Raw genomic sequence first — 24,528 nt, 5'->3', positions numbered from 1 at the left:
TGCGCACGCGGAGGAGGTGCAGTTTTCGTCTGCTCTAAGGCTGATGTGAGTTCAGCCAATTTCTTGTCGTACCGGGCGCGCTTTTCCGGCGTATCGTAAGTCCGATCAATCCGGTCCTGCTCAGCAGCTTGTTTGAGTGCCGCATTCAAAACGGCCTGCTCAGGGTAGGTCGTACCAACGACCGCCGATACTCTTTCCTGAATTGCGACTTTGAACTGAACGGCATCCAGCAATTTTTCAGATTTGCGCTGAAGATGTTCCGCGCCAGTCGAGAGGCTATCGATAAATCCTTCAACCGGAGCCGGCGGGGTCACCGGCTGCGCGGTCTTTGTGCTTCTGCCAGCCTGGACCTCTACCCGGTTGAGCACGGGAGCCGTGCTCGCCGCGGATGGAACGGACGCGCTTGGGCGATTATCACTGTTTGCCGAGGAGTGACCGCTGCCGCCGCCTCCTGACAAGAGGCCATAACTTCCCCAAATGACAAGCAATTGCAGCAGAATCAGTGGCGATGCGTAGACCATTACGAACGTGAAGATCGTCCAGCCAATGCACAGCAGTTCAAGTTTGCCTCTGGCGAGGACACGTACAGCCAAGATCGATAGAAAAATCGCGATCTGAAAGCCAAGGATCGAACCAAACATTTACCCACCCCTCGATCAGACAAGCACCATTCAGCGTCGCCCGACAAATTCCGCGCCGTCCCCCCTTCGTCGATCCGGCCCGCCAAGCTGGAGGCCTATCAGAGGCTTCGCTTCGATGCATTGGCTACGCAATATAGCGGAGCGCGCAAGGTCATACTCCATAACGTTTTTTTGATTGGTGATCCCGGCTGCCGCAGCCGACCCATTGTTGCCGTTCAGCAGTTTCGTAAAGGCTTCTAGCTCCGGACGGATAGCTTGCAGATTGTTCACTCACTCCTGACAAACGATCCAGCTAAATTCTGTCTACTGCGCTACGCACGAAGGCACTATGCGACCTATCACGTCCCGCCGCTGAGGTGCGAATTTCCAGTTCTCGTAGGCGGCCGAGCAGCTGTCTATGCCTTACTGGTCATCTGAGGGATGCTGCCTTTGAGCAGACTGGTTAATGCCACTCGATACCAACTGGCGCACTTGGAGTATCGATTGCATAAGATGGAGCTTTAAAAAAGATCCGCCAGCGTTAATAGCATATTGGCGATTTATCCTTAACGGACTGGGTTTGGTTGGTGGTGAGCCGAGCGCTCAGGGGCTGCGGGACAATCAGGGGGATTATGTTTAAAGTATTTTCCGCGCGTGGCTGCGCAGCACTTGCGGCTGCTGCATTGATTTCCGGAAGTGGCGACCTCACGGTCACAGAGGCGGCAGCACAAGAAGCTCCAAATGGGGCCATTGGTTCTGACTTGTCTCTGAAGCGAAAGATTGCCATCGGCCGCTTCACTAACGAAACGCGATACGGCCAGACGCTGCTACGAGATTCCAACCTGGATCCTCTGGGCAAGCAGGCCGCTGACATCTTGGCCGCATACTTAGTCCAGTCTGGTGATTTCCTTGTCTTTGAGCGGGGAGATATGAGCCAGATTGCAAGTGAGCAGAAGCGTCTCGGGGAAGGCGACCAATCCATGGTCGGCGTAGATACGCTCATCATCGGGTCAATCGTTGAATTCGGTCGCAGTGAAGACGGAAAGCGGGGATTTTTGAATCGTGAGCGAACTCAGCGTGCGCACGCGAAGGTCGCCATCCGCTTGGTCGACGTGCGGACCGGCCTTGCATTCCATTCCGCTACCGGCTCTGGCGAGGCCACCACTGAGACAAAGACCACCCTTGGCATGGGCAGTACTGCACGCTTCGACGGTTCCCTGACGGACAAGGCTTTGTCTGTCGCGATTGAGGATGTTCTCGAAGAGCTGTCAAACACCATTCAGGCTAGAGAGTGGCGTACAGACATTCTCGCAATCGAAGATGGCCAAGTGTTTGTATCTGGTGGCCCGAGCCAAGGGTTGCAGAGCGGCGCGCAGCTCAAGGTGATGAAGGCCGGGCGCTCGGTCAAAAGTCGCCAGACCGGGCTTGATATCCAGCTTCCGTCCACGGAAGTCGCGCAGCTTCAGGTCGTTTCGCACTTCGGCAGTGGGGAACTCGGCGAGGGATCTATCGCCAAAGTGGTTTCCGGCTCTGTTGTCGGTCTCGACGATGAGCAGATTTATGTGGTGGCAAAATGACGATTCAACCTAAATCACGCCTGCTCCGTTGGGCATTTGCTTTTGCGACCCTCACTGCGCTTTCTGCTTGCGGGATGAGCCCTCGCCACGATCTGGTGCGAGGAACGAAAGCGTCCGCGGTCGAGGTCATCGACGCTCCCAAAGGGGCCCTTGTCGTGATCGATGAAAAAGCCGTTCCGGTCGACAGCAAGGGGCGGGCGCTCATTTCCGTTCAGGACGGATGGCATGATGTCGACGTGATGAGTGGCGGCGATGTTGTTCACCACCAACGCGTCTTTCTTCAGGACGGATCGCACAAGATTATCGATCTGGTTCCCTAAGCCGGGTGGGCGACAGGGCTTCTAAGAAACTAGGGGGCAATTCATGAAGTTGGTGCCGATTGTAGGCGCTGCGTTTTTGCTTGTTGGCTGCGCAGGGCAAAAGACAATGTACGAGTGGGGTAGCTACCAGCCAGCACTGGTAAACTACGCAAAGAATGCAGATAAGACTGCGTTCGAAAAAGAACTTCGCGAAACCATCGCCAAGGCTGAGAAGAAGGATCGCGTTCCGCCGGGCGTTTACGCGGACCTTGGCTACCTGCTTATGGAGCAGGGAAAAGGCGCCGAGGCAGCGACCTACTTTGTAAAAGAACGCGAACGTTTCCCGGAATCCGGCGTTTTTATGACCAAACTTATTGCTGGGGCTGAAAGTCAGTCAGAGGAGACTGCGCAATGAAGCGGCTACTCGCCATTGCCGCACTTGCGGCCACGCCGCTGCTTGGTGCTTGTGCCGGAAACGCGCCTCCGTCGAAGGACTACACCGCCTATTACGCTCAGCAACCAGCCTCAATTCTCGTTGTTCCTGTGATCAACAATTCGAACGAGGTCGATGCCTCCGACTTGTTTTTTGCCACGATGGCTGCACCTCTGGCCGAGCGCGGATATTACGCCTTTCCAACCAATGCCATCAAAACCCTCATGCAGGCAGAGGGGCTAGGCGACCCTGGTTTCGTTCATCAGGCAAAGGCACAGGATCTGGCAGGGTTGTTCGGGGCCGACGCAGTTCTTTATGTAGAAGTGCTTGACTGGAGCTCGAAATATCAGGTCATCTCGTCGTCGATCGAGACTGAGTTCCTTTACACTCTCAAGTCAGGCCGCACTGGCGAGGTGCTCTGGCAAGATCAACAGGAGTATGTTTACGCTCCGAACTCGTCGTCTGGCAACATTTTCGCCGATTTGCTCGCAACAGCAGTTACTGCTCTAATCAACAATACCAGATCTGATTTTACTCCGATGGCGATGCAAGCAAATCTGGCTGCTCTGTCTGCACCAGGTCAGGGCCTGCCTTTCGGTGAACGTAATCCACTTTCACGGAACAACCGTAAGTCTTGGCCCGCGACCGGCTCAGGCCTTCTGACGGATTCCCGTCAAGAAGCTGTTGCCGCACCCGGCTTGCTCGCTCCTAAGGCGGAGGAAGTCAGTACTACTAAGGACGCTGAAACGAAGTAATTTAAAGAAAGCTGCATCCCGGTAGTGTCCTTGCTACTGTCGGGATGCAGCGATGCTCAAGTGAAATATCTTTGCGTCCTCCGCCGGCCAAAATTTGGAGAGCAGCATTGGCTGATTCTCATCACAGCCGTAGAGTGAACGTCGGCTTACCCAAGGCGGCCACTCCAGAGCCGACTGTCGCGAATGTCCCAAGGCCCGCCCTTATTTGCCGCCCGTCGAACTCATGTGGATAGGCAGGTGGTCTCGCTCTCCTTCTCCTCCGCCTTCGCCGCGCAATCGGCGAACTTTGCGCGCTCCTCGTCCGGTAATCGCAGGAAGTGAGCCACTTCCTCCCAGCGCTTCTCATCGTAGACCTGCATAAGGCGCTGACCGGCAGTCCAGCCATCGCGCTTCATGGCCGCCACAGCGGATTTTTCGCGCCAGTGCCAACTGTCCGGTACGATATCCAGGGCGACAGTTGGGGCAGAGAACATCAGTAGTGCGCCCATCACGAAGCCACCACCCAAAACGTAGAGAAGCAACTTGTCCTGTTTGTATGCCTCCCGAGCTGAATAAACGACTTCACGGATCGAGTTTGCCTCGATGTTCAGCTCATTGCGTGCCCGGGTCCAGGCGACTTGCTCCGCCTGCCGCGCTTCATGTGCAGCCGCCTTGATCTGGCTGTTTACACGTTCGGGCGTCAAGGCCATTGCGGGCTGACCTTTCAGGGATTGGACTTCCTTCCCGAGTTGATTGATCCGCCCATCGATCCGGGCCAGATCCGCGCTGTAGTCGCGCTCCTGCAAATGATCGAAGCGCGCAGCAAAGCCATCAATGGCCGCCGACAGGCCTGCAAGACGGCGGTTCATCGCTTCAAATGCCTCGGCAGCAGCGAGCTCTTCAGGTGGGTTGGTTTCAGTCATGCGCGAAGGCTACCGCTCAAGCCCGCGTGAGCGCGAGCGGCTGATCCAATCCTGCATGTCCCGAGACAGGGTACTCCCCTCACGAGGCTTGAAGCCCAGCTCATAAGATCTCCTGTGGAGCCGGGATTCCAGTTCCGGATCGCGATGGAAGCTCTTTGACAGATAATCGATTCGCTCGGCCGCGCGTTCGGCGCCGAGCGGATCGCCCATCTTCTGCATGCGCAGGAACTGGCGGGTGCGGGTCTGCCATTCTTCGATGAAGCGATCGGCGCGCTCATCAGCCGCGACACGGATCTCGCTTTCCAGGCGCATCGCCTGAATGGCGCGCGCGCCTTTGCCCTGGGCGGCCTCATCGATCAGCGACGGATCCTTGCTCATCGCGGCGTACATGTCCTCCGCCGCGTGCGGTCGCTGCGCATCGAGACTTTTGGCCGCGCGATCGAGGGCGTGCACCTGGCTGATAATCGGATTGAGCCGTTGGCGTTGCATCTGGTCGATGTCGCGCAGGGCCCGCCCATAGCGCGCGACGGCGGCGTCGAATGGCTGGGATTGTTGAACAGACGGCTCCGGCTGCACCTTGAAGCGCATGCCGGCAAAGGGATTGCGCCGAACCTCGGGTTCATTCTTCGGCGTAGGCGCTGGCTCCGACTTCGGTTTTTGCTCCGGCGCCCGGGTGTAGTCGGAGACCATGTCCTTGCCGCGCTCGCGGCTGAGCGCCCGGACAAGCCGGCTGCGCTCGGCAAAATCGTCCTTCCCGTAATGCAGGTCGACCTGCGTGCGATGCCGCGACAGCGCAACATAGGAGGCATGCCGATCGAGCCCCGGCGTTGCCAGCACATGGACCCGGTCCACGGTCATGCCCTGCGACTTGTGGATCGTCGCGGCGTAGCCGTGATCGACGTGGGCATAGTCCTTGATGTCAAAGGCGACCGACCGCCCGTCATCGGTGCGCACGCGCATGTTGGCGGCGCTGACATGTTCGATGGTGCCTAGCGTCCCGTTCTTCACGCCAAGGCTGCGTTCGTTCTTGAGGAACATCACGCGGTCGCCCGACGCGAATGTTCGCTCGCCGCGCTCGACCGTCAGCCCCACGTCCCGCCCGAGCATCTGCGCGGTACGCAGCCGATTGCGCGCGGCCTCGTTGAGTTCGCGCACTTCGTCGTTGGTGTGGGTGAGAATGATCCGGCTGGCATCAGGATGCGTTTGCCGGTCCGCGTCCCAGCGATCGATCAGATTGGCGCGGGCTGCTTCGCGCGTCTCGGCAGCATGGACATGCCCGGCATCCTCGTAGGCGGCGAGCGCCTCGCCGGTTCGACCGGTGGCAAGCTGACGCGTGGCCTCGCGCTGCCATTCTTCGGACTGACGGCGAATAGCAGTGATCTCGACCGCGCCGTGCCGCTCGGCGATACTGCGGAAAGACGCCCCTGCCTCAATCGCCTGAAGCTGCTCGGGATCGCCGACAAGCACGATCTTGGCGCCGCGCTTCTCGGCCTCGCGCATCACGCGCTCCATCTGACGCGTGCCAATCATGCCCGCCTCGTCGATGACAAGAACGGACTTGCTGGTCAGCAACTCGCGCTCCTTTCCCCACTGGTGTTCGAGACTGGCGAGCGTTCGGCTGGCGATGCCCGAACCCTGTTCAAGGTTCTCAGCCGCTATCCCTGAGAGCGCTGCGCCGTGGACCGAATATCCCGCCGAGTGCCAGGCCTCGCGCGCAACTCCGAGCATCGCGCTCTTGCCGGTCCCGGCATAGCCGATGACACTGCTGATCCCACGCGCATCGGTGACATGCTCGAAGGCCCCGCGCTGCTCGGGCGAGAGCACCATGCCGCGCGCCTCGGCGCGCGTGAGCGCGCGGTCACGATGCCGGTCGGGCACGCTGTGATGACGTTCGGCATCAAGCCGGACGGTTTGCCGTTCAAGCCGCTGTTCGGTCTCCAGCATGGCGCGCGAGGTGAAGCGGTCTTCGCCGCGCCCGTCCTTGCCCAGCTTCACCAGCTCGGGTGAGGCCCTCACCACGGCCATGATCTGGTCGAACTGGTCCTTCCCCTCGCTGTGGCGGTGGACGAACATCGCAAGGTCGCGGTTGGTGAACGTCGACTGCTGGTGCGTGATCGCATCGAGCGCGATGTGCGGGGCCGCGAGCAGCTTCTCGCCGTTGGCCCTTGCAATGGCGTGGTGCTCGTCGAGGCGTTCACTTTCGAGCCCTTGTTCGAACATGCGCGAAGCGGCTGGGCCGATCTTGTTCTGTGGCTCCAGCTCGATGCCTTGCGCTTCCAGCGAGCGGTGATCGACACGCGCGTCGATATCGAGTTCGGCCAGCCGGGTGTTGACGTGCTCGGCCCAGGCTCCGCGCCAGTGCGTGAGCAGCTCGGTGCGGTTCCAGTCGCGCACCTTCGCGCCAAAGCCCTCTTCGCTGACTTCGCGCAAACTCAGCATCACATGGGCGTGCGGCTTGGCCATGCCGTCCGTTCCCATGTCCCAGTGCACATTGAGATCGGCAACCATGCCCCGGTCGACGAACTCGCGCTGAACGAAGTCGCGCGCCAGTTCGATGCCATCGGCCTGCTTCATCTCGCGCGGAATGGCGAACTCGACTTCGCGCGAGAGCTGTGCGTCCTTGCGCTTCTCGGCCGCCTCGACGTCGTTCCACAGCCGCTCGCGGTCATGCCATTCGTCGGGTGCGTGCTCGGGGAGCAGGACTTCGGAATGGACGACGCCGGCCTTGTTGGTGAAGTCGTGGCTGCGCTCTAACCGCGCATCGTGGAGCCGCGAGGCCGAGCGGTAGGCGGCGGCGGCCACGGCGGACGATCCGGCGGCGCGGGAAATGACTTTGGCCGAGAAGTGGTAGATCGCCATGGCGACCTACCAATTACCCCTAAAAGCGCACGTCGGCACGACGTATAAGCGCGCCCTCGAACGATTTCATCGCACTCGGGAACACGAAATCCCAGAGCATTTCACGCTATTGAGGGGGGCTGAGACTCCCGATAGCGCAATGGTCCGACTTCCTCAACGAAAGGACGGACCATGCGCAAACCCAGGGACTACGATGCCGAGCTGAAGGCGCTGACCGACAAGGCAAAGCAACTCAAAAGCCGCAAGGTGAGCCAGCTTGGCGAGCTGGTCACCGCGACCGGCGCCGATGCTCTCACGGCAGAAGAACTGGCGGGCGTTCTGCTCGATGCCGCCAGCAACACGGACGCGGCACGAAAGGAGGCCTGGCGCAAACGGGGCGCGGCGTTCTTTTCGGGCGAAGGGAAAGCAAAGGCTCGCCAGCGAACTGAACGCGAGCCGCGCCGCGCTCCGACGGAACCGGGCAGCGCGCAACCGCTGTTCGATGGGCCAGGCGCGGCATGATAGACGGGAATGGCAGGTGAAGCGGCGCGAACGTACCCGCCAGCTTATCGAACTGGGCGGGCTGGTCGTGAAAGCCGGACTTGTCGAGCTAGCCGACGACGATCGCGCCGTGATCCTTGGCCTGCTTGTCGAAGCCGCAGCCAGGCTGCGAACCGAGGATCGTGAGCAAGCCCTGACGCTGTGGCGGCGAAGGGGCAAGCGGGCCTTCGCCCAAGACGCCGTCGCGTAGCCATCACACCGCACAAAACGGCCCGCTACTGAACCGGCCTTGGCGTAGAGATTCGCGTCTGGTAACGTGCAAGGGCGCTGCGCAAAGGGCAGCGCCGGGACTGGTAATCCCGCGAAAGCAAACGGCTCGGAAAACTCAGTTTTCCGGGGTGCCGTCGCGTATGTCCAAACCTTCGGGTGAAAGGCGGCGGCGCATGTGCTTTCGCATGTTACCAGCTCCGGCGGCTCCCGCGCCCAGTGTGCGGGAGTTCGGGACTGGTCCGCATGATGTCTCGCCTCTTCCGCTCAACCGCCCAGATGCGGACCCGGAGGTGCCGATGGACAGCATTGTTTCTGTTGCTTCACCCGATGAGATCGCCGCTGTTTCCGCAGCGCTGCGTTCCCTGCCAAACGACAATTCCGCGCTCGCTGCGCTCTGGAAGATCTACGGTGCACAGCCCGTTCGGTTGCTGCGCACCCAGGAGGGGCGAAGCCTCAGCCGGGCGCGCTACGAACGGGCGCTGGAATTCATGCACGGGCTCGAACCCAATGGCCGGAGCGACTGGCCCTATTTTCTCTACACCGCCGGGATCGTGACGCAGCTCGCGCTTTCCTCGCATCTGCTCGATGTAGGCTTTCCGGACAGCTGGTGCGCGCGGCATGTCGGCCTGCATGTCGATCGTTCGCTGGCTTATGCGAACGTCACGGCGTTTGGCTACGATTGCCCCGAGACGGAGCGGTTGATGCAGGTGCTCTCGCCGTACTGGAAATGGAACCAGCAGAATGTGGTTGGCGGGCAGCTACCGGACGATGGCGGGTTCACGCCGGACACGGTTCGCGCGTTGGTCTGCGGGCTCGTCGATCATGTGTGCCATGTGACGGGGCATGCGCGATCGCGGGGAAGGGCACGGGGCAGGCCTTCTTGATCCTGGGAGAAGAGGTGACGCGACCCCAGGCTTTCCTCCAGAGAGGGGAGGATTAAAGCCGGAGTGACGTCCCCCTCGCCCATTCCCTGCGGCAAAATGATCAGCCGTCCTTCAGGCGGACGGAGTACTCACCACGGCAGGGAGTGATAGAACTCTCTGACGGCAGCGAAGCGTTCTTCGAAGGGCGGCAGGTCGGACACTTCGAGCCGTAGCGTTTCCCAATCCCGCTGCGCGCGTTTCGCCACCTCCGGGTCATCGATCGACTCGCGCGTCGGCTCGATCTCGCGTGATCGGCACTTTTCGATCAACGTCTCCAAAATCGTTGTTCGAAGCGCATCGTCCGGCGGGTTGTCGTCGAGTAGCAAAGCGATGTCATAGACATCCTGTCGCCGGTTTCTGTTGCGGATCGGCTGTTGCAGAAGCGCACGTAATTTTTCGGCGATGAGCTCGGCGAGCGTGAACGCGCGGAGGGCAGCATCCGCCTGTCCCAGATTCAGCTCCTGGAACGCGTAGACCTGATCGCGAAAGCTGACCTCGACGAACAAGATGCGGCTCGCTTTTCCTTCTGCCAGCGCCGCTTCCTGCTTGCTGCCCCGCTCTGCCGAACCCACGCGCAACTCGAGCGCTGGAAATTCAGCATTCTCGAACAAATTGGAATGTGGGCGTCGCTTCACGCCCTGCACCCGGCAGACGAGATCAAGATAACCAAGCTTGATGGCCGCCACGCGAAATTTCGCATTGAGCTCATCTCTTAGCAGGTCGTCGAAGCCATCCGGCGGTACGGTCGCAGAGAAGTCGACATCGCCAGTCACGCGGCGCGAACCGAAGGCGAGTGCCATGAGCGTGCCGCCTTTCAAAACAAGGCTCTGATTAAGCGAAGGTGAAAGCCCGATTGCAGCGAGGACGATCTCGGTAACTTGTCGGTCTCGATATAATTGGGGGTCGGCGCGGGCATTTTCGACCCATGCGCGAACATCGACATCGACGATTTCGACGACTGGGTCCATATTAGGCATTGAGCGCTATCATCCACTTCTCCGAAAAGACATGCCCGTATGGCGCCTGCGGGTCGAGCTTGCGAGAGCCTCCCCGCTGTGCGCATCGCGTCCATCCATTGATGTTCGGGTGCGATAGACCCAACATCTCATCGAGGATGTAGCCGGCTCGCACCTTCACGATCGGGCTGTCGGTCGTATCCACTGCGGCAACGATCTCATCGAACCATTGTTCGGCGTGCCGATCGTAACAATCTAGCACATGGCGAATACCGCCGCAGAGCTGCGGTTGGTCGAGCATGTCGACGAAGACACGACCGATCGTGGCGATCCTGCTGACGCTCCCGGCGATAGGTACCGGTTCGGCAGGATGCTTCGATTCGTGTATGATAACCTGGCGACGTCGAACCTGTTCGCGAATGCCGATCTTGCTGAGTTGCGGTAAGAGAGATCCGGCTAGCTCGCCTTCGTAATCCTCGGCCATCTGGACGTCCCGCATATGTGTCCATAGCGTGCGAGCTGGTGTTGTAACGTGCAGCGCCTCGGGCGAACGATCCGTGACGCCATATCGCTGCATGGCAGACAGATGCGAAATGTACGAGAAGGGATCGACAAGGCAGATAGCCTCTTCCGCAGTGGGCGCTGCCGCTGCCTGAACGACGCGCCATACGCCAGCTTTGAAGTCTTCGTCTGGCGCGAGAACCCTACGCTTTTCCAATGTGCGGATCATCGCGCGGAGTTGAGGCTGCGACCAGTAGGTTGGGAGGCGCAGAATCCGCTCTCCGGAATATTGCCCGGCGGCCAAAAGCGGCTGGACCCGCTGATATAGCTGGTACTCGGTAACGAGCGGAAGATCGGCCTCTTCCAGCATTCGAGCAATCGCCTGACTAAGGTAGAGTGACACAGTACCGAACTCCATACGTCCTTAGGACGTATGGAGTTCGGTACATGAACTGTCAAGCGTTACGGCCAATCAGTACGTAAATAATTGGTAGTTGCGATGCAGCACGGGATGCTTTACGTCCTGAGGACGTAAAGATCCCGTGCATGAATGACCTGTATTCAGCGCTGCTCGCCGCTATCATCGCCAGCGCCGGTTACCGCAAATTTTCAACGCCCTCCTGCGTGCATTTGGAGCAGCCTCCCGCACTCAGCGCCTTAGCTGCGTTAAGTCGAACTCATTTGCTATTGGGCAAGAAAGATGTCGCTTGAGAGAAGCATGGCGGCAGTCTCGGGCCACCATATCGCGGACATATTACTCGGTAATATTATTGATCCGTATATCGCCTGCCCTACGCCGACAAAGGGTCGATAGTCTTGAGCGGGGCATTTGCACATGGGTGCGACGCCATTCTGTTGCGACCGTTGCCCTACAACACTGGCGTGTCCGCTTTTCTGGCACAACTGGTCAGAAGCCTCCATTCTGCCTTCAGCCCGAATTGAGTTCAGATCTGCGTGGCCTGTATGCCGTATCGCCGTCCATCCAGCATTGCGTTACGCTGAGTGATTCGGTCAGATATTCGGTATATCGGGTGGCTCCCGATGCCTGTTGAGACGGCCTGCGAGCAAAACGTCAAAATGGAAATTCTGGCGACATGTTTTTTTGATCATCCCCGATCGTCCTTAGACGTCCCGGATCGTTCACTTCGCCAGGTTCTGCGCTCCCGGCGATGTCTGCATACCCTTGATCCCGGCTCGTTTTAGCCCATTCTTGTTCGTGGCCGGCCAGTCCACCTCACCAAATCGGAGGACATGCCACATGAATATGATGTCGCCACCTGACCGCTTTCTTCGCCTCGGCGATGTGCTCGACCGTACGGGGCTTTCCCGCGCGACCCTCTATCGCAAGATTCAGAGCGGGACCTTTCCGAGGCAAGTACGCCTCGCCGAACGATGCTGCGGCTGGCGCGAAAGCGCCGTCACCGAATGGATGCGCAATCCCATCTTCTACTCAGTTGATGACTTCCCGCCACAGGCATGAGCAGCCACCCCAATCCAATTGGAGCCTGGCGCGCCCGCACCAGCGGGCGCGCCCGTTTGCTCACCAGCCCTTGCGCTTCTGCCGATCCAGCGACAGGCTCAACATGAAGAAGGTACGGCCCATCTCGATCTCCACCCTGCGCACGCTGATGTCGAAGCACGCGGCGATCTCGTCGTAGGACCAGTTCTCGTAGCGCACGAGGCAGAACAGCTGACGGTGGAAGCGCGGCAGCGAATGGACCGCCCGCGCCATCCGCCGCACTTGCGGGTCCTCATACTCGGGGAAGGCATCGCGCAGGAACACTTCGCGGATAAGCTGCTCCAGCTGGTAGAAACGCCGCATCATGCCACGTCCTCCCCGAAAGCCAGTAGGTAGTCGGCGCCCTTGCTGGCCGCGCTCGCCGCCCGGAAGATAGCCTTCTCGTCGGCGCGCAGGACTTCAAGCCACGCCCCAATGTAATCGGAATGGCGAACCGTGGGCTCGATACCCAGCGATGCGCAGGCAAAGGCGGATGTCATCTCCGCGACGAGTTCCTCCTTGGCGTACAAGGCTGAACCAAACTTACCGCTCTGATCGCGCTCCAGCCGTCCCTTGCCGCCAGCCCAATGGCCAAGCTCGTGCAGCGCCGTGCGAAACCAGTTCACGGGCTCATGAAAGGCTGCCTGCGGGGGCACCTGCACATAGTCTTGCCTGGGCGAATAGAAGGCTTCGCTCCCGCCGATCCGGAAGTCGGCACCGCTGGCCCTAATCAGCTTGTCCACTTCGGCAATCGCCATCACGGGATCAGGCACCACCGGCTCGTTGGCATGCTGTTCGGGCAACCCTTCGATCTGGTCGAGATTGAACACCGTGAAGCGCTTCAGGAAGGCAATCGTACGCGCCTCGCGGTCCTCGCCTGCGGCCTTCGCGGCTTCGTCCTTTGGGGTGAAGCGATCAGCATAGCAAATGACCGTGCCTTTCTCTCCGCGCCGGACATGCCCGCCTGCCTTCTCGGCCTGCTTGTAGGTAAGCCAGCGCTGCGAGGTGAACTGGCGCTCCACCGCCTCGCACCACAAGATCAACACATTAATTCCGGAGTACACCCGTCCAGACACCGCGTTGTGCGGCATCGTGCATGCACACCGGGCCTTGTCCCAAGGCTGCACCCACGGAAGGCGTCCTTCTTCCAGCTCGGCGATCACACGTGCGGTCACCTCGCCATAAAGGCTCTGACGGTCGGCCATAACTCCTGCTCCTTTCCTCAACCGCCATTGACCGGCGCCAGGGTGGCGGGGGGCGGCAGGAGCAGACCAGAAGCCCCGCCGGCTAAAAGCGGGGCGCACCCGAAGGGGCGAAACGAAGAGGAGCACCCGGGAGCGCAGCGGACGGGTTGCGCGCCGTCGAGGCGGGGCTAGAGGGCCGCGACGCCCCCCGCCACCACGGAGCCGTCAAGGCTCAACGCCGCCGCGCCTCATGCGCGGTGACCATTGACGGGATGCCAAGGGCAGTCCGCAACCTGACAGGGATCGTCACGGCTCTGCCGACGAGACGGCGGCGCAGCCGGTGGCTCGGTTGAGACCGAGCGAAATAGAGCCCGGCCGCGCCGCAGGCGCGGGTCAGCCCCCGCCTACAACCTGCTACCAACATCGAACCACAAGATACCCTCTGAATTTTCATTCCAGCATAGTGACTTAGTCACCTCGTTGAGGAATAGGCCCGCGCCCTCGCGATCGGGCTTCACTCGCCCGGCAAGCCTCACACCCTGGCCGAAAGAATTCCATGCCCCGCCCCAGCTCCCAGAAACCAACAGCGGCCTCAAAGCAGGGCCAGGGCAAACGGGGAGCGAAGCGCAGGCAACCGGCCGAACGTCCCGTTGCGCAGTTCCACGAATGGGAGGAACCAGACAGCTTCGACGAGGCTCTGCGCCTGCACCTGAAACGCTTCAACGAAACAAGCCTTCTCCTCCATCGCGCGATCATTCGCCCCGACGAGACCTTCCATACCGACACGCTCAAGGGCTGGAGCCGGGGCAAGCGTCTGCCCCGCAACGTCGCGAGCCTGGACGTGCTTGCGCGCATCGAGGCGCGCTACGGGCTGCCTTCGGACTATTTCAAGGCGAAGCTGCCGCATCCAGGACGCGCTCCCGCCGATCACGGCGTGCGAGGCATTGCCCCGGCCGAACAGCGCCGCCTGTCCTGGCATTTGCCAGACGATTTCGCCCAGCGCTCGCGCAAGGAGCGGGCGGAAATCCTCGAATGGGTCCGCACCGTCATCGTTTCCGGTTCGACCGAATATCGACGCTATCAGGCCGATGCCGCCAAGCTGCGCTATGGCCTGCGGTTCCCTTCGCTGACCGGGCGCAAGCCTCAAGGCCGACCGGCACCGATACAGGGCCAGGACGAAGACGGCGAAGCGCTTCCCGGCACCAGCCTTTCCCGCACGGCAAAGGAGGCTCCGCCGCGCCTCACCGGCGAACTCGCGGAACTGATCCGATTCAAATCGAGCACGCTCACCGACATCGGCTTTCACCGGAACGGGGTCTGGAACGACGAGACCATTCAACAGAAGGTAGAGCACCTGGGCCTTCTGTTCGGCGCCATGCACGCCGGGCCGGATGACGCTGTCGCGGGTCTCGGCGTTCCCGCAGGGCAGCTCACGCTGGCCCTGCTCGTGTTTCCGCGAACCTGGGACTGGTATATCCAGTGGCGCGAGGCACGGCGCGGCTTCTTCACCCGTTGGGAGGTGGACATGCTTCGCCTCGGTGCGGCGCTGACCCGCAAGCGTACCGGATGGTTGCGCCAGATGCCCGAACTGGCAATGCGGCTTCTGCCTATCGAGGGCCTGCTGAGCGCGGCCGACGTTGAGGCCGCGCGGCAGGACTGGGATACGGCCTGCGACCGGCTCCACGCGCACGCCGTCGCCCGGGCCAAGGAAATCGAGCGCGTCGCGCGCGTGCATCGCGATCCCTTCGAGCCCATCCTGCCCGTTCTCGAAGCGGACAGCCCGGTGGGCGAGTACCGCAAGATCGCCGATGAAGTTCTGCGGCTCGCGCCCGATCCCGATCGCTATCCGCGCGCGGCGGCGGAAGCTGCGCGCGCGTTCCTGCTCATTCGCCTCGGCCTCCATCTGGGCTTGCGGCAGAAGAACCTGCGCCAGCTCATGGTCTGCCCGCGTGACCGCCTGCCCCGGTCCGAGCGTCAGCTCGAAGCGCTGAAGCGTGGCGAGATCCGCTGGAGCGAACGCGACCACGGCTGGGAAGTCGTCATCCCCGCCAACGCCTTCAAGAACGCGGGGTCCTCGTTCTTCGATGGCCGCCCGTTCCGGCTCGTCCTTCCGGACCTGGGAGGCCTGCACCGGCACATCGACGAATTCATCCGCCGCCACCGCCCGGTGCTGCTCGGCACAATCGCCGATCCGGGCACCTTCTTCGTCAAGACCACCAAGGTCACCAGCCGAACCGCAGAATACGACCAGAACACCTTCTACGAGGCCTGGCGGCTCGTGATCCAGCGCTACGGCATTTTCAATCCCTACACGCAAAGAGGCGTCATCAAGGGACTGCTTCCGCACGGGCCGCACAACATTCGCGACGTTCTGGCGACCCACATCCTCAAGCAGACGGGGTCATACGAGCGCGCGAGCTACGCGATCCAGGACACGCCCGACATGGTCGCCAAGCACTACGGGCGCTTCCTTCCACAGGACAAATCGGCCTTGGCAGCGCAAATTCTCAATCAGGTCTGGCTCGCCGCGTGATCTTTCGTTTATTTCGAATATGCGCTAACGAAGATTGCTCTTCGGAGAGCCATCATGACACCTCCCGCGAATTCCAGGCCGTTGAACGGCGACATCCCTTCAGTTGAAGACCGCCAGATTGCCAACCAGCTTCGCGACCTGCTCGCGGTCCAGAAGTCAGATGAGGCATCCCTGAGCGTACAGGCAGGGGAGTCCGGGAAGTCGGTCGATATCAAGCTCACACCCACCTTGTTCGATCTGCTTCGCGAAATGCTTGACCAAATCGGCAAGGGTCATGCGGTGAGGCTTACGCCGATCCGGGCAATGCTGACGACACAGCAGGCCGCAGACCTGCTCAATGTGTCGCGCCCGCACCTCGTCAAGCTCCTGGACCAGGAAACAATGCCTTACACATGGGTCGGCCGGCATCGCCGCATCCAGGCCGACGACGTGCTCCGCTACAAGGCGGACAGAGATCGTCTCCGCTCGCAAGCATTGGACGAGCTAATTTCTGATGATGCTGATCTGTTGTGAAGTCGTCTGCGTGACAGCAGGGTCGTTGAAATCCAAGCCGTAAGCCTGTCATTGCACGCTTGCCGCGCAAACGACCTGGCCGTTGCCGAACCATTATGCTTGCAGCTTGTTATGGACTTGTGACCGCAATGGTATCGTTCATGCGAGTGGTTCAGACAGCAGAAATTTCGAATGTGCTATGCACACATTAACTCGAAATTTTGAAACCAACGAATATCAACGTCGTTGAAGAGTCACGTTGACCGTCACACTATATGTGACATATCTGGTGTTTCAGCGCATATGGAGGAAGGCATGCTCGAATACGCAGACAAGCCTGACGCGAAGAATCGCGAACCCCGCAAGGCGAAGCCGAAGCGCGAAATTGACCGCAAGAAGCTCCGTGCGGAAATCAATACCAAGTTTTCCAAGTCGCTTGCCTATCTGGCTCAGTGAGCGAACCATACTGGATCGACGCCGATCAGGTCGTCGAAATTCACGAAGAGCAAATCGAACTTTATGGAGGTCCCCACGGTGTGCGGGACCTCACTCTCGTTGAAAGTGCCGTCGATCGGCCCCGCACGCTTTACCACTACGAAGGCGAAGAAGATGTTCTCGTTCTCGGAGTGCGGCTCGGACTGTCGATTGCCGACAATCACGGCTTCATTGACGGGAACAAGCGCGCTGGCGCCTTCGCCATGCTCGAATTTTTCGCCATCAATGGCTACGGCCTAGACATGCCGAATGACGAAACCCTGGGGCAACTCTTCAAGGCGGCCGTCACCGGAGATATACGCGAGAGTGATCTGGTCGCTGAACTTGATCAATATCTGGTCGAAACCGCCGAAGACTGAGAGCCACCTCCCTGCACTGGCGCAGGATTGCTGAGCGTGCTGGCCGAACTTCAACTCCAAGACCGCGACGATGTCCGGTTCCCACCACGCTCACGCGGGCCCCGCCGCGTGTCCTCGCGGATCGCGTCGCCCCGGCGTGTGCGCACCGGACCCGTGCCCGCAGGACGCCCGTGACCAGTTCTCCTGCCAGCCGCCTTGCGGAGCGTATCGAGATTGTCGGACCACCACTGCGCCATTTCGACGCGCTCTTTCCAGTGCATGCCGCGATGATAGGCAGCACGCACCTTGTTGCTGTCGCCGTGGGCCAGCGCGCGCTCGATGGCATCGGGCGACCACTGCCCCGATTCATTCAGGAGCGTGCTCGCCATCGCCCGAAAGCCATGCGCCGTCATCTCGTCGCCCGAGAATCCAAGCCGGCGCAGGGCCGCATTGATCGTGTTCTCGCTCATCGGTCGCCGCCGACTGCGGATCGAAGGGAAGACATAGCCAGTCGGCCCTGAAATCTCCTCGACCCGGCACAGGATTTCGATGGACTGGCGCGAAAGGGGCACCTGATGCGCACGGCGCATCTTCATCTTCTCGGTCGGAATGGTCCAGATCGCGGCATCAAAGTCGACCTCATGCCATTCCGCATGGCGCAGTTCGCCGGGGCGCACAAAGACGTGCGGGAGGATCTGCATGGCAAGCCGGGTCAGTTCCTGCCCATCATAGCCGTCGATGGCGCGCAGCAGTTCACCGACCCGGTCGGCCTCGACGATCGCGCCGTAATGCTTGGGGCGGGGCGCGATGAGGGCGCCGCGCAGGTCGCGCGTGGGATCGGAGACGATCCGGGCGGTTGCGACCCCATAGCGAAAGACGCGCCCGGCAAGCTGCAGGACGCGCTTGGCCGTCTCGTAGTTGCCCTTGGCCTCGATCCGCCGCAGCGCGACGAGAATCTCGATCGTGGTGATTGCACCGATCGGCAGCCGCGAGATCGCCGAGCCAAGCCGGGTGATGTAGTATTCGCTCTTCGTGGCCGTCGATTCCGACATGCCCTCACGCCGCCGCTTGTCGATGAATTCCTGGGCGACCTTGCCGAAAGGATCATCACCGCTGGCCTGGGCCAGATAGTTGGCGAGGATCTTCTCGCGCGAAGGATCGATGCCTTCGAGAAGCTGCAGGCGGGCCTGGTCGCGTCTGGCGCGCGCCTCGGCCAGCGAGATAAGCGGATAAGGGCCAATGGCCAGCTTCTTCTCGCGCTTCTCCCAGCGGTATTTCATCCGCCACAGCTTGCTTCCGGACGGGTTGACCTGAAGGTACAAACCGGCGCCGTCACCCAGCTTGTAGGTTTTCGCCTGGGGTTTCGCGTTCTTGATGGTAAAGTCGGTCAGCGACATGATTGGGGGCCTCGTCCCGAATTGAGAATCGCGAGGCCCCCAAATATGCCCCAAAAGGATGGGCAGTCATGAGATGGCGGCGGACGCGATGAGCAGGAAGGCCCTAAAAATATCGCAGTTTTCTGCGGGTTACAACGCTCAGTGAGATGTGATGAGGTGTAATCCATGGTGGGCGGTGAGGGGCTCGAACCCCCGACCCTCTCGGTGTAAACGAGATGCTCTACCAACTGAGCTAACCGCCCGCAGGCGCTGTTGCGCCGCAGAAGAGGTGCCCATTACGCCATTTTGCGAGGGCGTCAAGCTCTCTTGCGTGACAGGGCCGTTCGGCTGCGCGAAAGGTTCTCCACGATATCGCACGAGACGAGGTGGTGCGCCTGCGCGCCCGATCGTGTATTCGTGACGAGGCCATGTTCAGATTCAAGCGCGCTCCCGAACCGACTGAGCCGGTCGCGGACACCCAGCCTCTTTCCGACAATGCCCCGGGCGTCGATGCCGCGCCCGAGACGCCGCGCGCCGGGCGTTCGCGCTGGTGGTGGATTTCGCGCGGGATGGCAGGCGTCCTCTTTGCCTTCCTGCTCCTGATCGGCTGGCTGGCCTTTACCGCGCCGCTCTCGAAGTCGCTCCAGCCTGTCTCGCCCCCGCAGATCACGCTGCTGGCGGCCGACGGCACACCGATCGCGCGCAACGGGGCCATTGTCGCCGCGCCCGTGAAGGCCGCGGACCTGCCCGACCACGTCAAGCAGGCCTTCATCGCGACCGAGGACCGGCGCTTCTACGAGCACTGGGGGGTCGATCCCTACGGCATCGCGCGCGCGGCCTGGACCAACCTCACCACCGGGACCACGCAGGGCGGCAGCACGATCACCCAGCAGCTCGCCAAATTCACCTTCCTCTCGCCCGAACAGAGCCTGACGCGCAAGGCGCGCGAGGCGCTCATCGCGTTCTGGCTGGAGGCCTGGCTGAGCAAGGACGAAATCCTCGAGCGCTACCTTTCGAACGCCTATTACGGCGACAACACCTATGGCCTGCGCGCGGCCTCGATGCACTACTTCCACCGTCGCCCCGAACGCCTGCTCCCCGGGCAGGCGGCGATGCTGGCCGGACTGATGAAGGCGCCCTCGAGCCTTGCGCCCACCAACCACTACGAGGCCGCGGAAAAGCGCATGCGCGTGGTCCTCGCCGCGATGGTCGATGCCGGCTACATGACGCGCGAGGAAGCCGCCGCCATTCCCCCTCCCCCGCTCGACGTGCGCGACGGCAACGACCTTCCCACCGGCACCTACTTCGCCGACTGGGCGCTGCCCCAGGCGCGCAGCATGACCGAACAGGGTTACGCCGCGCAGACGCTGACGACGACGCTCGATGCGCGTCTGCAGCTGGCCGCCCGGCGCGCCATCGACAGCGCCGCTCTGGGCTCCGCGCAGGTCGCGCTCGTCGCCATGCGCCGCAACGGCGAGGTCGTCGCGATGATCGGGGGCAAGGACTACGCCAAGAGCCCGTTCAACCGCGCGACGCAGGCCAAGCGGCAGCCCGGCTCCACCTTCAAGCTGTTCGTCTATCTTGCCGCGCTTCAGGACGGCTGGAGCCCCGAGGACACGATCTCGAACGCGGCCATCGAGACCGGTGGCTACCGCCCCAAGAACTCTGGAGGGCACTACTCGCCCACGATCACGCTGGAGGACGCCTTCGCGCGGTCGAGCAATGTCGCGGCCGTGCGCCTGTTCCAGCAGGTAGGCGATGAAAAGGTGATCAAGACCGCACGGCGCCTGGGCATTACCGAGCCCCTGCCCGAAGGCGACCCCAGCCTGGCGCTGGGGACCGCGACAATGCCGCTGATCGAACTGACGGCCGCCTATGCGGGCGTGGCCGCCAACAGCTTCCCGGTCGAGCCACGCGCCTTCCCGGTCGAGGAGAAGGGCTGGTTCGCCCGCCTGCTCGATGGCAAGCACAGCCTGTCCAAGTCGCAGCACGCGGCGATGGAGAAGATGCTGCGCGCCGCGGTCAACCGGGGAACGGGGCGCGCCGCGATGCTGCGCTCGGCCAACTTCGGCAAGACCGGCACCAGCCAGGAGAACCGCGACGCGCTGTTCGTCGGCTATGCGGGCGATTACGTGGTGGGCGTGTGGGTCGGCAACGACGACAATTCCCCGCTCGGGCGCGTGTCGGGCGGCTCGACCCCGGCGCGCATCTGGCGCAGCTTCATGCAGCAGACGCTGGGCGAGCGTGCGGCTCCCGCAGCCCCCAAGCCGCGCCCCGAAGGCCCGGTGCAGCCGCTCGACATCGAAGGGCTCGACCAGATCCCCGACGGCGGCCTGCCGCTGGGCGAAGGCAACCGCCTGCGCATCGAGGACGGAACCGCGATCATCACCACCGACCTCAACGGATTGCCGCTCGATATCCAGCTCGACAGCGAGGGCCTGCGCTTTCAGGGCGAACGAACGCTGGAGGAAGCGCGCCGGAGGATCGAGCGGGAGCCCGAAGCGCCGCCGCCCGCAGGGCCATGAAGGAGTGATTCAAGGGGCCATCGCCCCTTGCCCCCTAAATGGGCGACCTCACCGCTTTTCGCCACCGTGGCGCGCCGAAGGTGAGCTGGACAGTCTGGGGAGCCCGAGGGCGATGGCCCTCGGAAATCTTCATTCACCCCTTAGTGATGCGTGGTGATCGCGGCGCCTACGCGCGCCTCGATCTCGGCGCGGGGCAGGCCCGGCTCGATGCGTTCGCCCAGCGTGTAGGTGATCGTCCCCGCCTTCTTCCAGACGCGATGATAGAGCCGCCCGCTGTCGACCGCGACCGGCACGACCGGAAGGCCGAGCATCTTGTAGGTTCCGGCAAATCCCGAACGCAGCTGCGCGGTGGCGCCCGTCGGCATGCGCGTGCCTTCCGGGAAGATCACCAGCTGGCGTCCCCTGGCCGCGAACCCGCGCGCGGTCGCGATCATCCGGCGCAGCGAGGCCGCTCCGCCCGCGCGTTCGACCGCGACCACGCCAAAGCGCGAGAGAGCCCAGCCCCACCCCGGAATCTTGAGAAGTTCGGACTTGGGAAAAGGCGTGGGCCAGGGCGTCAGCAGCGGCAGCTCGATCGCCTCGAAGAAGCTCTCGTGGCGCATCGCCACCAGCACGCCGTCTTCGGGAAATTCGCCCTTTATCTCCACCCGGATGCCCAGCAGCCAACGGCAGCAGAAGCGGTGAAAGGCGCTCCAGCTGTACGCCAGCAGCCAGATCTGGCGCTCACCCAGCGCCGCGAACGGCAGGGCCAGGAAAACCATGATCACCGAGCCGGGATAGAAGATGGCGTAGAACGCAAGGCTGCGCACGACGTCTGCGAAACGGGTCTCCATCACGGGCTCCATTGCTCCCACAGGTTGCTGGCGAGGCGCCAGAGGAGCTTGTGATATTCGAGGAACAGGGCGCTGAAGCTGGGGCGCGAGCGAACCGCATCGCGCCGCACCTCAACGCCCTCGGGCAGTTCGCGCAGCAATTCCAGTTCGGCGCGGCGCATGTGCCAGTCGGCGGTCACCAGGCGGATCGTGCGCACCTTGTGCCGCTCCACCCAGCGCGCGGTCTCGACCCCGTTCGAGCGCGTGTCATAGGCCTCGAAACCCAGGTCCACGCAGCACTGCATGGTGCGCGCAGGCACCTTGAACTCGGCCGCGAACTCGACCGGACGCACTTCGGGATCGACGCCGGAGACGAACAGGCGCGGCGCAGCGCCCTTCTCCAGCCCATCAAGGGCATGTTCGATACGCCCCCTGCTACCCGTCAGCACGATGATCGCATCGCTCTTGGACGCACCCACCATCGGCCCGGGCAGCGTCACGGCGAACCAGACGAAGCCGAAGAACCAGACAAGCACGACAAAGGCGGCGGTGCGACGAAACATGACCTTGCAGGAAATAGCGGTTGATTGCTTTCGCGGGCCTTATGGCGACACTTGCCCGCGTGTACCAGTGCTCTTTGCCCTAGAGCATCTTGCGCAGGGCGTGAAGCACGGTGAAGCGGGCCGTGATCATGGCCAGAAGCGTGGCGAGGATCGGCACCAGCGCCAGCAGAAACCAGTCGCTCCAGACCAGCGCACCGTTGTCGACAAGGCCTGCCCCCAGCCCCTCGAATCGGCGGGCCAGGAGAACGATGACGACCAGCGCCAGCGCCAGCCCGACGGCGCCGCCGCCCGCGGCATCAAAGCCGATCGAACGCTGGAACACGCGCGCCACCTGCTTGTCGGTTCCGCCCAGGAGATGGACGATCTCGATCACGTCGCGGTTGGCGCCGAGCGCCGAGCGCGCCGCCAGAAGCACCGCGGCGGCCAGCGCCAGGGTGAGCAGCGCGACCAGAGCAATGGCGAGAATCTGAAGCGAGACCATCGCCTCGAACACCGGGCGCAGCCAGCTCGACTGGGCATCGACGCGGGCCGCCTCCGTCACCTTGCGCGCGGCGGCGCGGATCGTCTCGACCCGCTGCGGCGTCGCGCCGGTGGCGAGGCGCACGTCGATCAGCGCAGGGACAGGAATGGCCGAGCCGGTCGCTTCCGCGATGCCGCTGCCCAACCACGGCTCGATCAGGCTGTCGAGTTCCTCGCGCGGCACGATGCGCAGGCCGCTGACGCCGGGGAGCTGCTGCACGGCCTTCGCCACATCGCGCGTCTGGCGATCCCGGGTATCCTCGCGCGGCTCGATGATCTGGATGGTGACGCCGCCTTCGATCTCGGCCTTCGCGGCCGAAACCGCGTTGCCGATGGAAAGCCCGGCGGCAAGCGCAATCGCGGTCAGGGCGACCATGATCGCGATCACCCAGGGCATGGGCCCGGACATGCGCCCCTGCGGGATCAGCTCGGCTCCGCCCCCGCCCAGACGCCGCATCCCGTGCAGCATCGAAGGGCCCAGGCGCCGTTCGCGCCGTGTCGTCCCATCGCGGCTCATGTGCGCCTCCCGCTCATGTCCGACGGGCCGGAGGATGGCGCAGCGCGCCGGTCGGATCGGCCAGCCGCCCGCGCTCAAGGCGCATGATCAGGCTGTCGGGCACCTTGCGCAGGAGATCGAGATCGTGGGTGGCGACCACCACGGTCGTGCCCTGGCGGTTGAGCATCTCGAACAGGCGCAGAAGCTTGAGCGCCATCTCGGGATCGACGTTGCCGGTCGGCTCGTCGGCGACGAGGACGGCCGGGCGCCCGATCACCGCACGGGCGATGGCGATGCGCTGCTGCTCACCGCCCGAAAGCGTGGCGGGCACCGCGTCGATCCGTTCGGAAAGCCCCACCCATTCGAGGATGTCGCGCACGGGGCCGGCGATGTCCTTCTCCCCGTGGCCGGCCACGCGCAGCGGCAGGGCCACGTTGTCGAAGGCGGAGAGGTGGGGGACAAGCCGGAAGTCCTGGAAGACCACGCCGATCCGGCGGCGCAGCGCGGGCAGGCTCGCGCGGGAGAGCGTGATCGCATCGTTGCCGAACATGCGCACCGCGCCGCGCGAAGGGCGCTGGGCGAGATAGAGAAGTTTCAGCAGCGACGTCTTGCCCGCACCGCTGGCGCCCGTCAGGAAATAGAAGCGCCCTGCATAGAGGGTGAACGTCAGGTCGCTCAGCACCTCGCGTTCGGTGCCATAGCGCAGCCCGACATTGTCGAAGTGGATGATTTCGCCCTCGGCAGTCATTCGTCTTCTGGTGAATAGTCCTGGCAGGGCCGAAAAGATGCGGCCTTGCGCGCTATAGCGAGCAATCCATGTGGAAAAAAGGGCAATACGCCCCGTACCCACAAGTCGGGTGCTTGTCGTCCCTTAGCGAATGGTGCTTATGAGGTACTCGTATGATTATCGCCTGCCCTGCCTGCTCTACGCGTTACGCCGTACCGGATAACGCCATCGGCGTGGAAGGCCGCACGGTCCGCTGCGCCAAGTGCAAGCACAGCTGGTACCAGGACGGCTCTTCCCCCGAGGAACTGGCCGCGCCCGCTCCCCAGCCCCGCCCGGCACCTGCGGCCGCACCGGCGCCGAGCCCGCAGCCGGCGCGGGAACCCGAGGCTGCACCT

At 62.5% G+C, this 24,528-nt stretch carries 27 protein-coding genes and 1 tRNA gene; 15 read left to right on the top strand and 13 right to left on the bottom strand.

Features of this window, described 5'->3' with window-relative positions:
- Positions 1-641, bottom strand: a 641-nt coding sequence (locus MBENS4_RS25775) for a hypothetical protein (RefSeq protein ID WP_039390462.1), incomplete at its 3' end; no start/stop codon positions are given.
- A gap of 611 nt (positions 642-1,252) precedes the next feature.
- On the opposite strand from MBENS4_RS25775, the gene MBENS4_RS09840 reads away from it, so the two are divergent.
- From MBENS4_RS09840 to MBENS4_RS09825, 4 genes are read left to right on the top strand one after another with little or no spacing between them, the layout of a single operon-like run.
- Positions 1,253-2,197 (top strand): CsgG/HfaB family protein, encoded by a 945-nt coding sequence (locus MBENS4_RS09840; RefSeq protein ID WP_084592022.1) that lies wholly within the window; start codon positions 1,253-1,255, stop codon positions 2,195-2,197.
- On the top strand, positions 2,194-2,517 hold the full coding sequence (locus MBENS4_RS09835; protein WP_144400885.1) for a hypothetical protein: 324 nt from the start codon (positions 2,194-2,196) through the stop codon (positions 2,515-2,517). Before MBENS4_RS09840 ends, MBENS4_RS09835 begins: the two co-directional genes overlap by 4 nt.
- Before the next feature lie 43 nt (positions 2,518-2,560).
- Positions 2,561-2,911 carry a DUF4810 domain-containing protein gene (locus MBENS4_RS09830; RefSeq protein ID WP_039390458.1) on the top strand — a complete coding sequence of 117 codons (351 nt, stop codon included), beginning with the start codon at positions 2,561-2,563 and terminating at the stop codon, positions 2,909-2,911.
- Positions 2,908-3,684 carry a GNA1162 family protein gene (locus MBENS4_RS09825; RefSeq protein ID WP_052322166.1) on the top strand — a complete coding sequence of 259 codons (777 nt, stop codon included), beginning with the start codon at positions 2,908-2,910 and terminating at the stop codon, positions 3,682-3,684. Before MBENS4_RS09830 ends, MBENS4_RS09825 begins: the two co-directional genes overlap by 4 nt.
- Before the next feature lie 221 nt (positions 3,685-3,905).
- Here MBENS4_RS09825 and MBENS4_RS09820 read toward each other — a convergent pair whose 3' ends face one another.
- Both MBENS4_RS09820 and traA read right to left on the bottom strand, forming a co-directional pair.
- On the bottom strand, positions 3,906-4,586 hold the full coding sequence (locus MBENS4_RS09820) for a DUF6118 family protein (RefSeq protein ID WP_039390457.1): 681 nt from the start codon (positions 4,584-4,586) through the stop codon (positions 3,906-3,908).
- Between the two features lie 9 nt (positions 4,587-4,595).
- The gene (gene traA, locus MBENS4_RS09815) at positions 4,596-7,445 is read right to left on the bottom strand and encodes a Ti-type conjugative transfer relaxase TraA (RefSeq protein ID WP_039390455.1); all 2,850 of its coding nucleotides are present in this window, start codon (positions 7,443-7,445) and stop codon (positions 4,596-4,598) included.
- 171 nt (positions 7,446-7,616) lie between these two features.
- Between traA and MBENS4_RS09810 the strand changes: the two genes are divergently transcribed.
- The 3 genes from MBENS4_RS09810 (at position 7,617) to MBENS4_RS09800 (ending at position 9,079) form a co-directional block, all read left to right on the top strand.
- Positions 7,617-7,946 carry a conjugal transfer protein TraD gene (locus MBENS4_RS09810; RefSeq protein WP_039390453.1) on the top strand — a complete coding sequence of 110 codons (330 nt, stop codon included), beginning with the start codon at positions 7,617-7,619 and terminating at the stop codon, positions 7,944-7,946.
- 16 nt (positions 7,947-7,962) lie between these two features.
- Positions 7,963-8,175, top strand: a complete 213-nt coding sequence (locus tag MBENS4_RS09805; protein WP_039392162.1) for a conjugal transfer protein TraD — start codon at positions 7,963-7,965, stop codon at positions 8,173-8,175.
- A 316-nt stretch (positions 8,176-8,491) separates the two neighbouring features.
- Positions 8,492-9,079, top strand: coding sequence for a hypothetical protein (locus tag MBENS4_RS09800; protein ID WP_052322165.1), 588 nt, complete (start codon positions 8,492-8,494; stop codon positions 9,077-9,079).
- Between the two features lie 128 nt (positions 9,080-9,207).
- On the opposite strand, the gene MBENS4_RS09795 is transcribed toward MBENS4_RS09800, so the two are convergent.
- Together MBENS4_RS09795 and MBENS4_RS09790 are read right to left on the bottom strand one after the other, a co-directional pair.
- Positions 9,208-10,095: a nucleotidyl transferase AbiEii/AbiGii toxin family protein gene (locus tag MBENS4_RS09795; RefSeq protein WP_052322164.1), complete on the bottom strand. Its 888-nt coding sequence runs from the start codon at positions 10,093-10,095 to the stop codon at positions 9,208-9,210.
- A complete protein-coding gene (locus MBENS4_RS09790) occupies positions 10,088-10,945 on the bottom strand; it encodes a type IV toxin-antitoxin system AbiEi family antitoxin domain-containing protein (RefSeq protein WP_144400884.1) in 858 nt (285 codons plus the stop codon). The genes MBENS4_RS09795 and MBENS4_RS09790 overlap by 8 nt, the downstream gene beginning before the upstream one ends.
- Before the next feature lie 176 nt (positions 10,946-11,121).
- Between MBENS4_RS09790 and MBENS4_RS25770 the strand changes: the two genes are divergently transcribed.
- Together MBENS4_RS25770 and MBENS4_RS09785 are read left to right on the top strand one after the other, a co-directional pair.
- On the top strand, positions 11,122-11,286 hold the full coding sequence (locus tag MBENS4_RS25770; protein ID WP_159108041.1) for a hypothetical protein: 165 nt from the start codon (positions 11,122-11,124) through the stop codon (positions 11,284-11,286).
- Positions 11,287-11,842: 556 nt separating this feature from the next.
- Positions 11,843-12,055 (top strand): helix-turn-helix transcriptional regulator, encoded by a 213-nt coding sequence (locus MBENS4_RS09785; RefSeq protein ID WP_422394395.1) that lies wholly within the window; start codon positions 11,843-11,845, stop codon positions 12,053-12,055.
- A gap of 60 nt (positions 12,056-12,115) precedes the next feature.
- Here MBENS4_RS09785 and MBENS4_RS09780 read toward each other — a convergent pair whose 3' ends face one another.
- Both MBENS4_RS09780 and MBENS4_RS09775 read right to left on the bottom strand, forming a co-directional pair.
- Positions 12,116-12,400, bottom strand: a complete 285-nt coding sequence (locus MBENS4_RS09780; RefSeq protein ID WP_039390447.1) for a sigma factor-like helix-turn-helix DNA-binding protein — start codon at positions 12,398-12,400, stop codon at positions 12,116-12,118.
- On the bottom strand, positions 12,397-13,278 hold the full coding sequence (locus MBENS4_RS09775) for an ArdC family protein (RefSeq protein ID WP_039390446.1): 882 nt from the start codon (positions 13,276-13,278) through the stop codon (positions 12,397-12,399). Before MBENS4_RS09775 ends, MBENS4_RS09780 begins: the two co-directional genes overlap by 4 nt.
- A 535-nt stretch (positions 13,279-13,813) precedes the next feature.
- Between MBENS4_RS09775 and MBENS4_RS09770 the strand changes: the two genes are divergently transcribed.
- From MBENS4_RS09770 to MBENS4_RS09760, 4 genes are all read left to right on the top strand, one after another.
- Positions 13,814-15,790 carry a hypothetical protein gene (locus tag MBENS4_RS09770; RefSeq protein WP_039390444.1) on the top strand — a complete coding sequence of 659 codons (1,977 nt, stop codon included), beginning with the start codon at positions 13,814-13,816 and terminating at the stop codon, positions 15,788-15,790.
- 54 nt (positions 15,791-15,844) lie between these two features.
- Positions 15,845-16,303, top strand: a complete 459-nt coding sequence (locus MBENS4_RS09765; RefSeq protein ID WP_039390443.1) for a helix-turn-helix domain-containing protein — start codon at positions 15,845-15,847, stop codon at positions 16,301-16,303.
- A gap of 294 nt (positions 16,304-16,597) precedes the next feature.
- Positions 16,598-16,738, top strand: coding sequence for a hypothetical protein (locus tag MBENS4_RS25765; RefSeq protein ID WP_159108040.1), 141 nt, complete (start codon positions 16,598-16,600; stop codon positions 16,736-16,738).
- Positions 16,735-17,136 carry a type II toxin-antitoxin system death-on-curing family toxin gene (locus tag MBENS4_RS09760; protein WP_052322163.1) on the top strand — a complete coding sequence of 134 codons (402 nt, stop codon included), beginning with the start codon at positions 16,735-16,737 and terminating at the stop codon, positions 17,134-17,136. The genes MBENS4_RS25765 and MBENS4_RS09760 overlap by 4 nt, the downstream gene beginning before the upstream one ends.
- Positions 17,137-17,186: 50 nt before the next feature.
- On the opposite strand, the gene MBENS4_RS09755 is transcribed toward MBENS4_RS09760, so the two are convergent.
- Both MBENS4_RS09755 and MBENS4_RS09750 read right to left on the bottom strand, forming a co-directional pair.
- Positions 17,187-18,512 carry a tyrosine-type recombinase/integrase gene (locus tag MBENS4_RS09755; protein WP_084592021.1) on the bottom strand — a complete coding sequence of 442 codons (1,326 nt, stop codon included), beginning with the start codon at positions 18,510-18,512 and terminating at the stop codon, positions 17,187-17,189.
- Between the two features lie 166 nt (positions 18,513-18,678).
- Positions 18,679-18,754: transfer RNA gene (locus MBENS4_RS09750), tRNA-Val, on the bottom strand.
- Between the two features lie 165 nt (positions 18,755-18,919).
- Here MBENS4_RS09750 and MBENS4_RS09745 point away from each other — a divergent pair.
- On the top strand, positions 18,920-21,016 hold the full coding sequence (locus MBENS4_RS09745) for a transglycosylase domain-containing protein (RefSeq protein ID WP_084592020.1): 2,097 nt from the start codon (positions 18,920-18,922) through the stop codon (positions 21,014-21,016).
- 140 nt (positions 21,017-21,156) lie between these two features.
- Here MBENS4_RS09745 and MBENS4_RS09740 read toward each other — a convergent pair whose 3' ends face one another.
- The 4 genes from MBENS4_RS09740 to ftsE form a co-directional block, all read right to left on the bottom strand.
- Positions 21,157-21,849 (bottom strand): lysophospholipid acyltransferase family protein, encoded by a 693-nt coding sequence (locus tag MBENS4_RS09740; RefSeq protein WP_039390440.1) that lies wholly within the window; start codon positions 21,847-21,849, stop codon positions 21,157-21,159.
- The gene (locus MBENS4_RS09735) at positions 21,849-22,391 is read right to left on the bottom strand and encodes a YdcF family protein (RefSeq protein ID WP_039390439.1); all 543 of its coding nucleotides are present in this window, start codon (positions 22,389-22,391) and stop codon (positions 21,849-21,851) included. The genes MBENS4_RS09740 and MBENS4_RS09735 overlap by 1 nt, the downstream gene beginning before the upstream one ends.
- A 79-nt stretch (positions 22,392-22,470) precedes the next feature.
- Positions 22,471-23,379: a cell division protein FtsX gene (locus MBENS4_RS09730; RefSeq protein WP_039392156.1), complete on the bottom strand. Its 909-nt coding sequence runs from the start codon at positions 23,377-23,379 to the stop codon at positions 22,471-22,473.
- A gap of 61 nt (positions 23,380-23,440) precedes the next feature.
- Positions 23,441-24,154 carry a cell division ATP-binding protein FtsE gene (gene ftsE, locus MBENS4_RS09725; protein ID WP_039390437.1) on the bottom strand — a complete coding sequence of 238 codons (714 nt, stop codon included), beginning with the start codon at positions 24,152-24,154 and terminating at the stop codon, positions 23,441-23,443.
- Positions 24,155-24,306: 152 nt separating this feature from the next.
- Between ftsE and MBENS4_RS26585 the strand changes: the two genes are divergently transcribed.
- On the top strand, positions 24,307-24,528 hold a 222-nt coding region (locus MBENS4_RS26585), incomplete at its 3' end, for an MJ0042-type zinc finger domain-containing protein (protein WP_039390435.1).

This window comes from Novosphingobium sp. MBES04, from assembly GCF_000813185.1.
In the GTDB taxonomy this organism is placed as follows: Bacteria; Pseudomonadota; Alphaproteobacteria; order Sphingomonadales; family Sphingomonadaceae; genus Novosphingobium; species Novosphingobium decolorationis.
The sequence above is the reverse complement of the archived record's forward strand: the minus strand, read 5'-3'. Positions and strand labels throughout refer to the sequence as shown.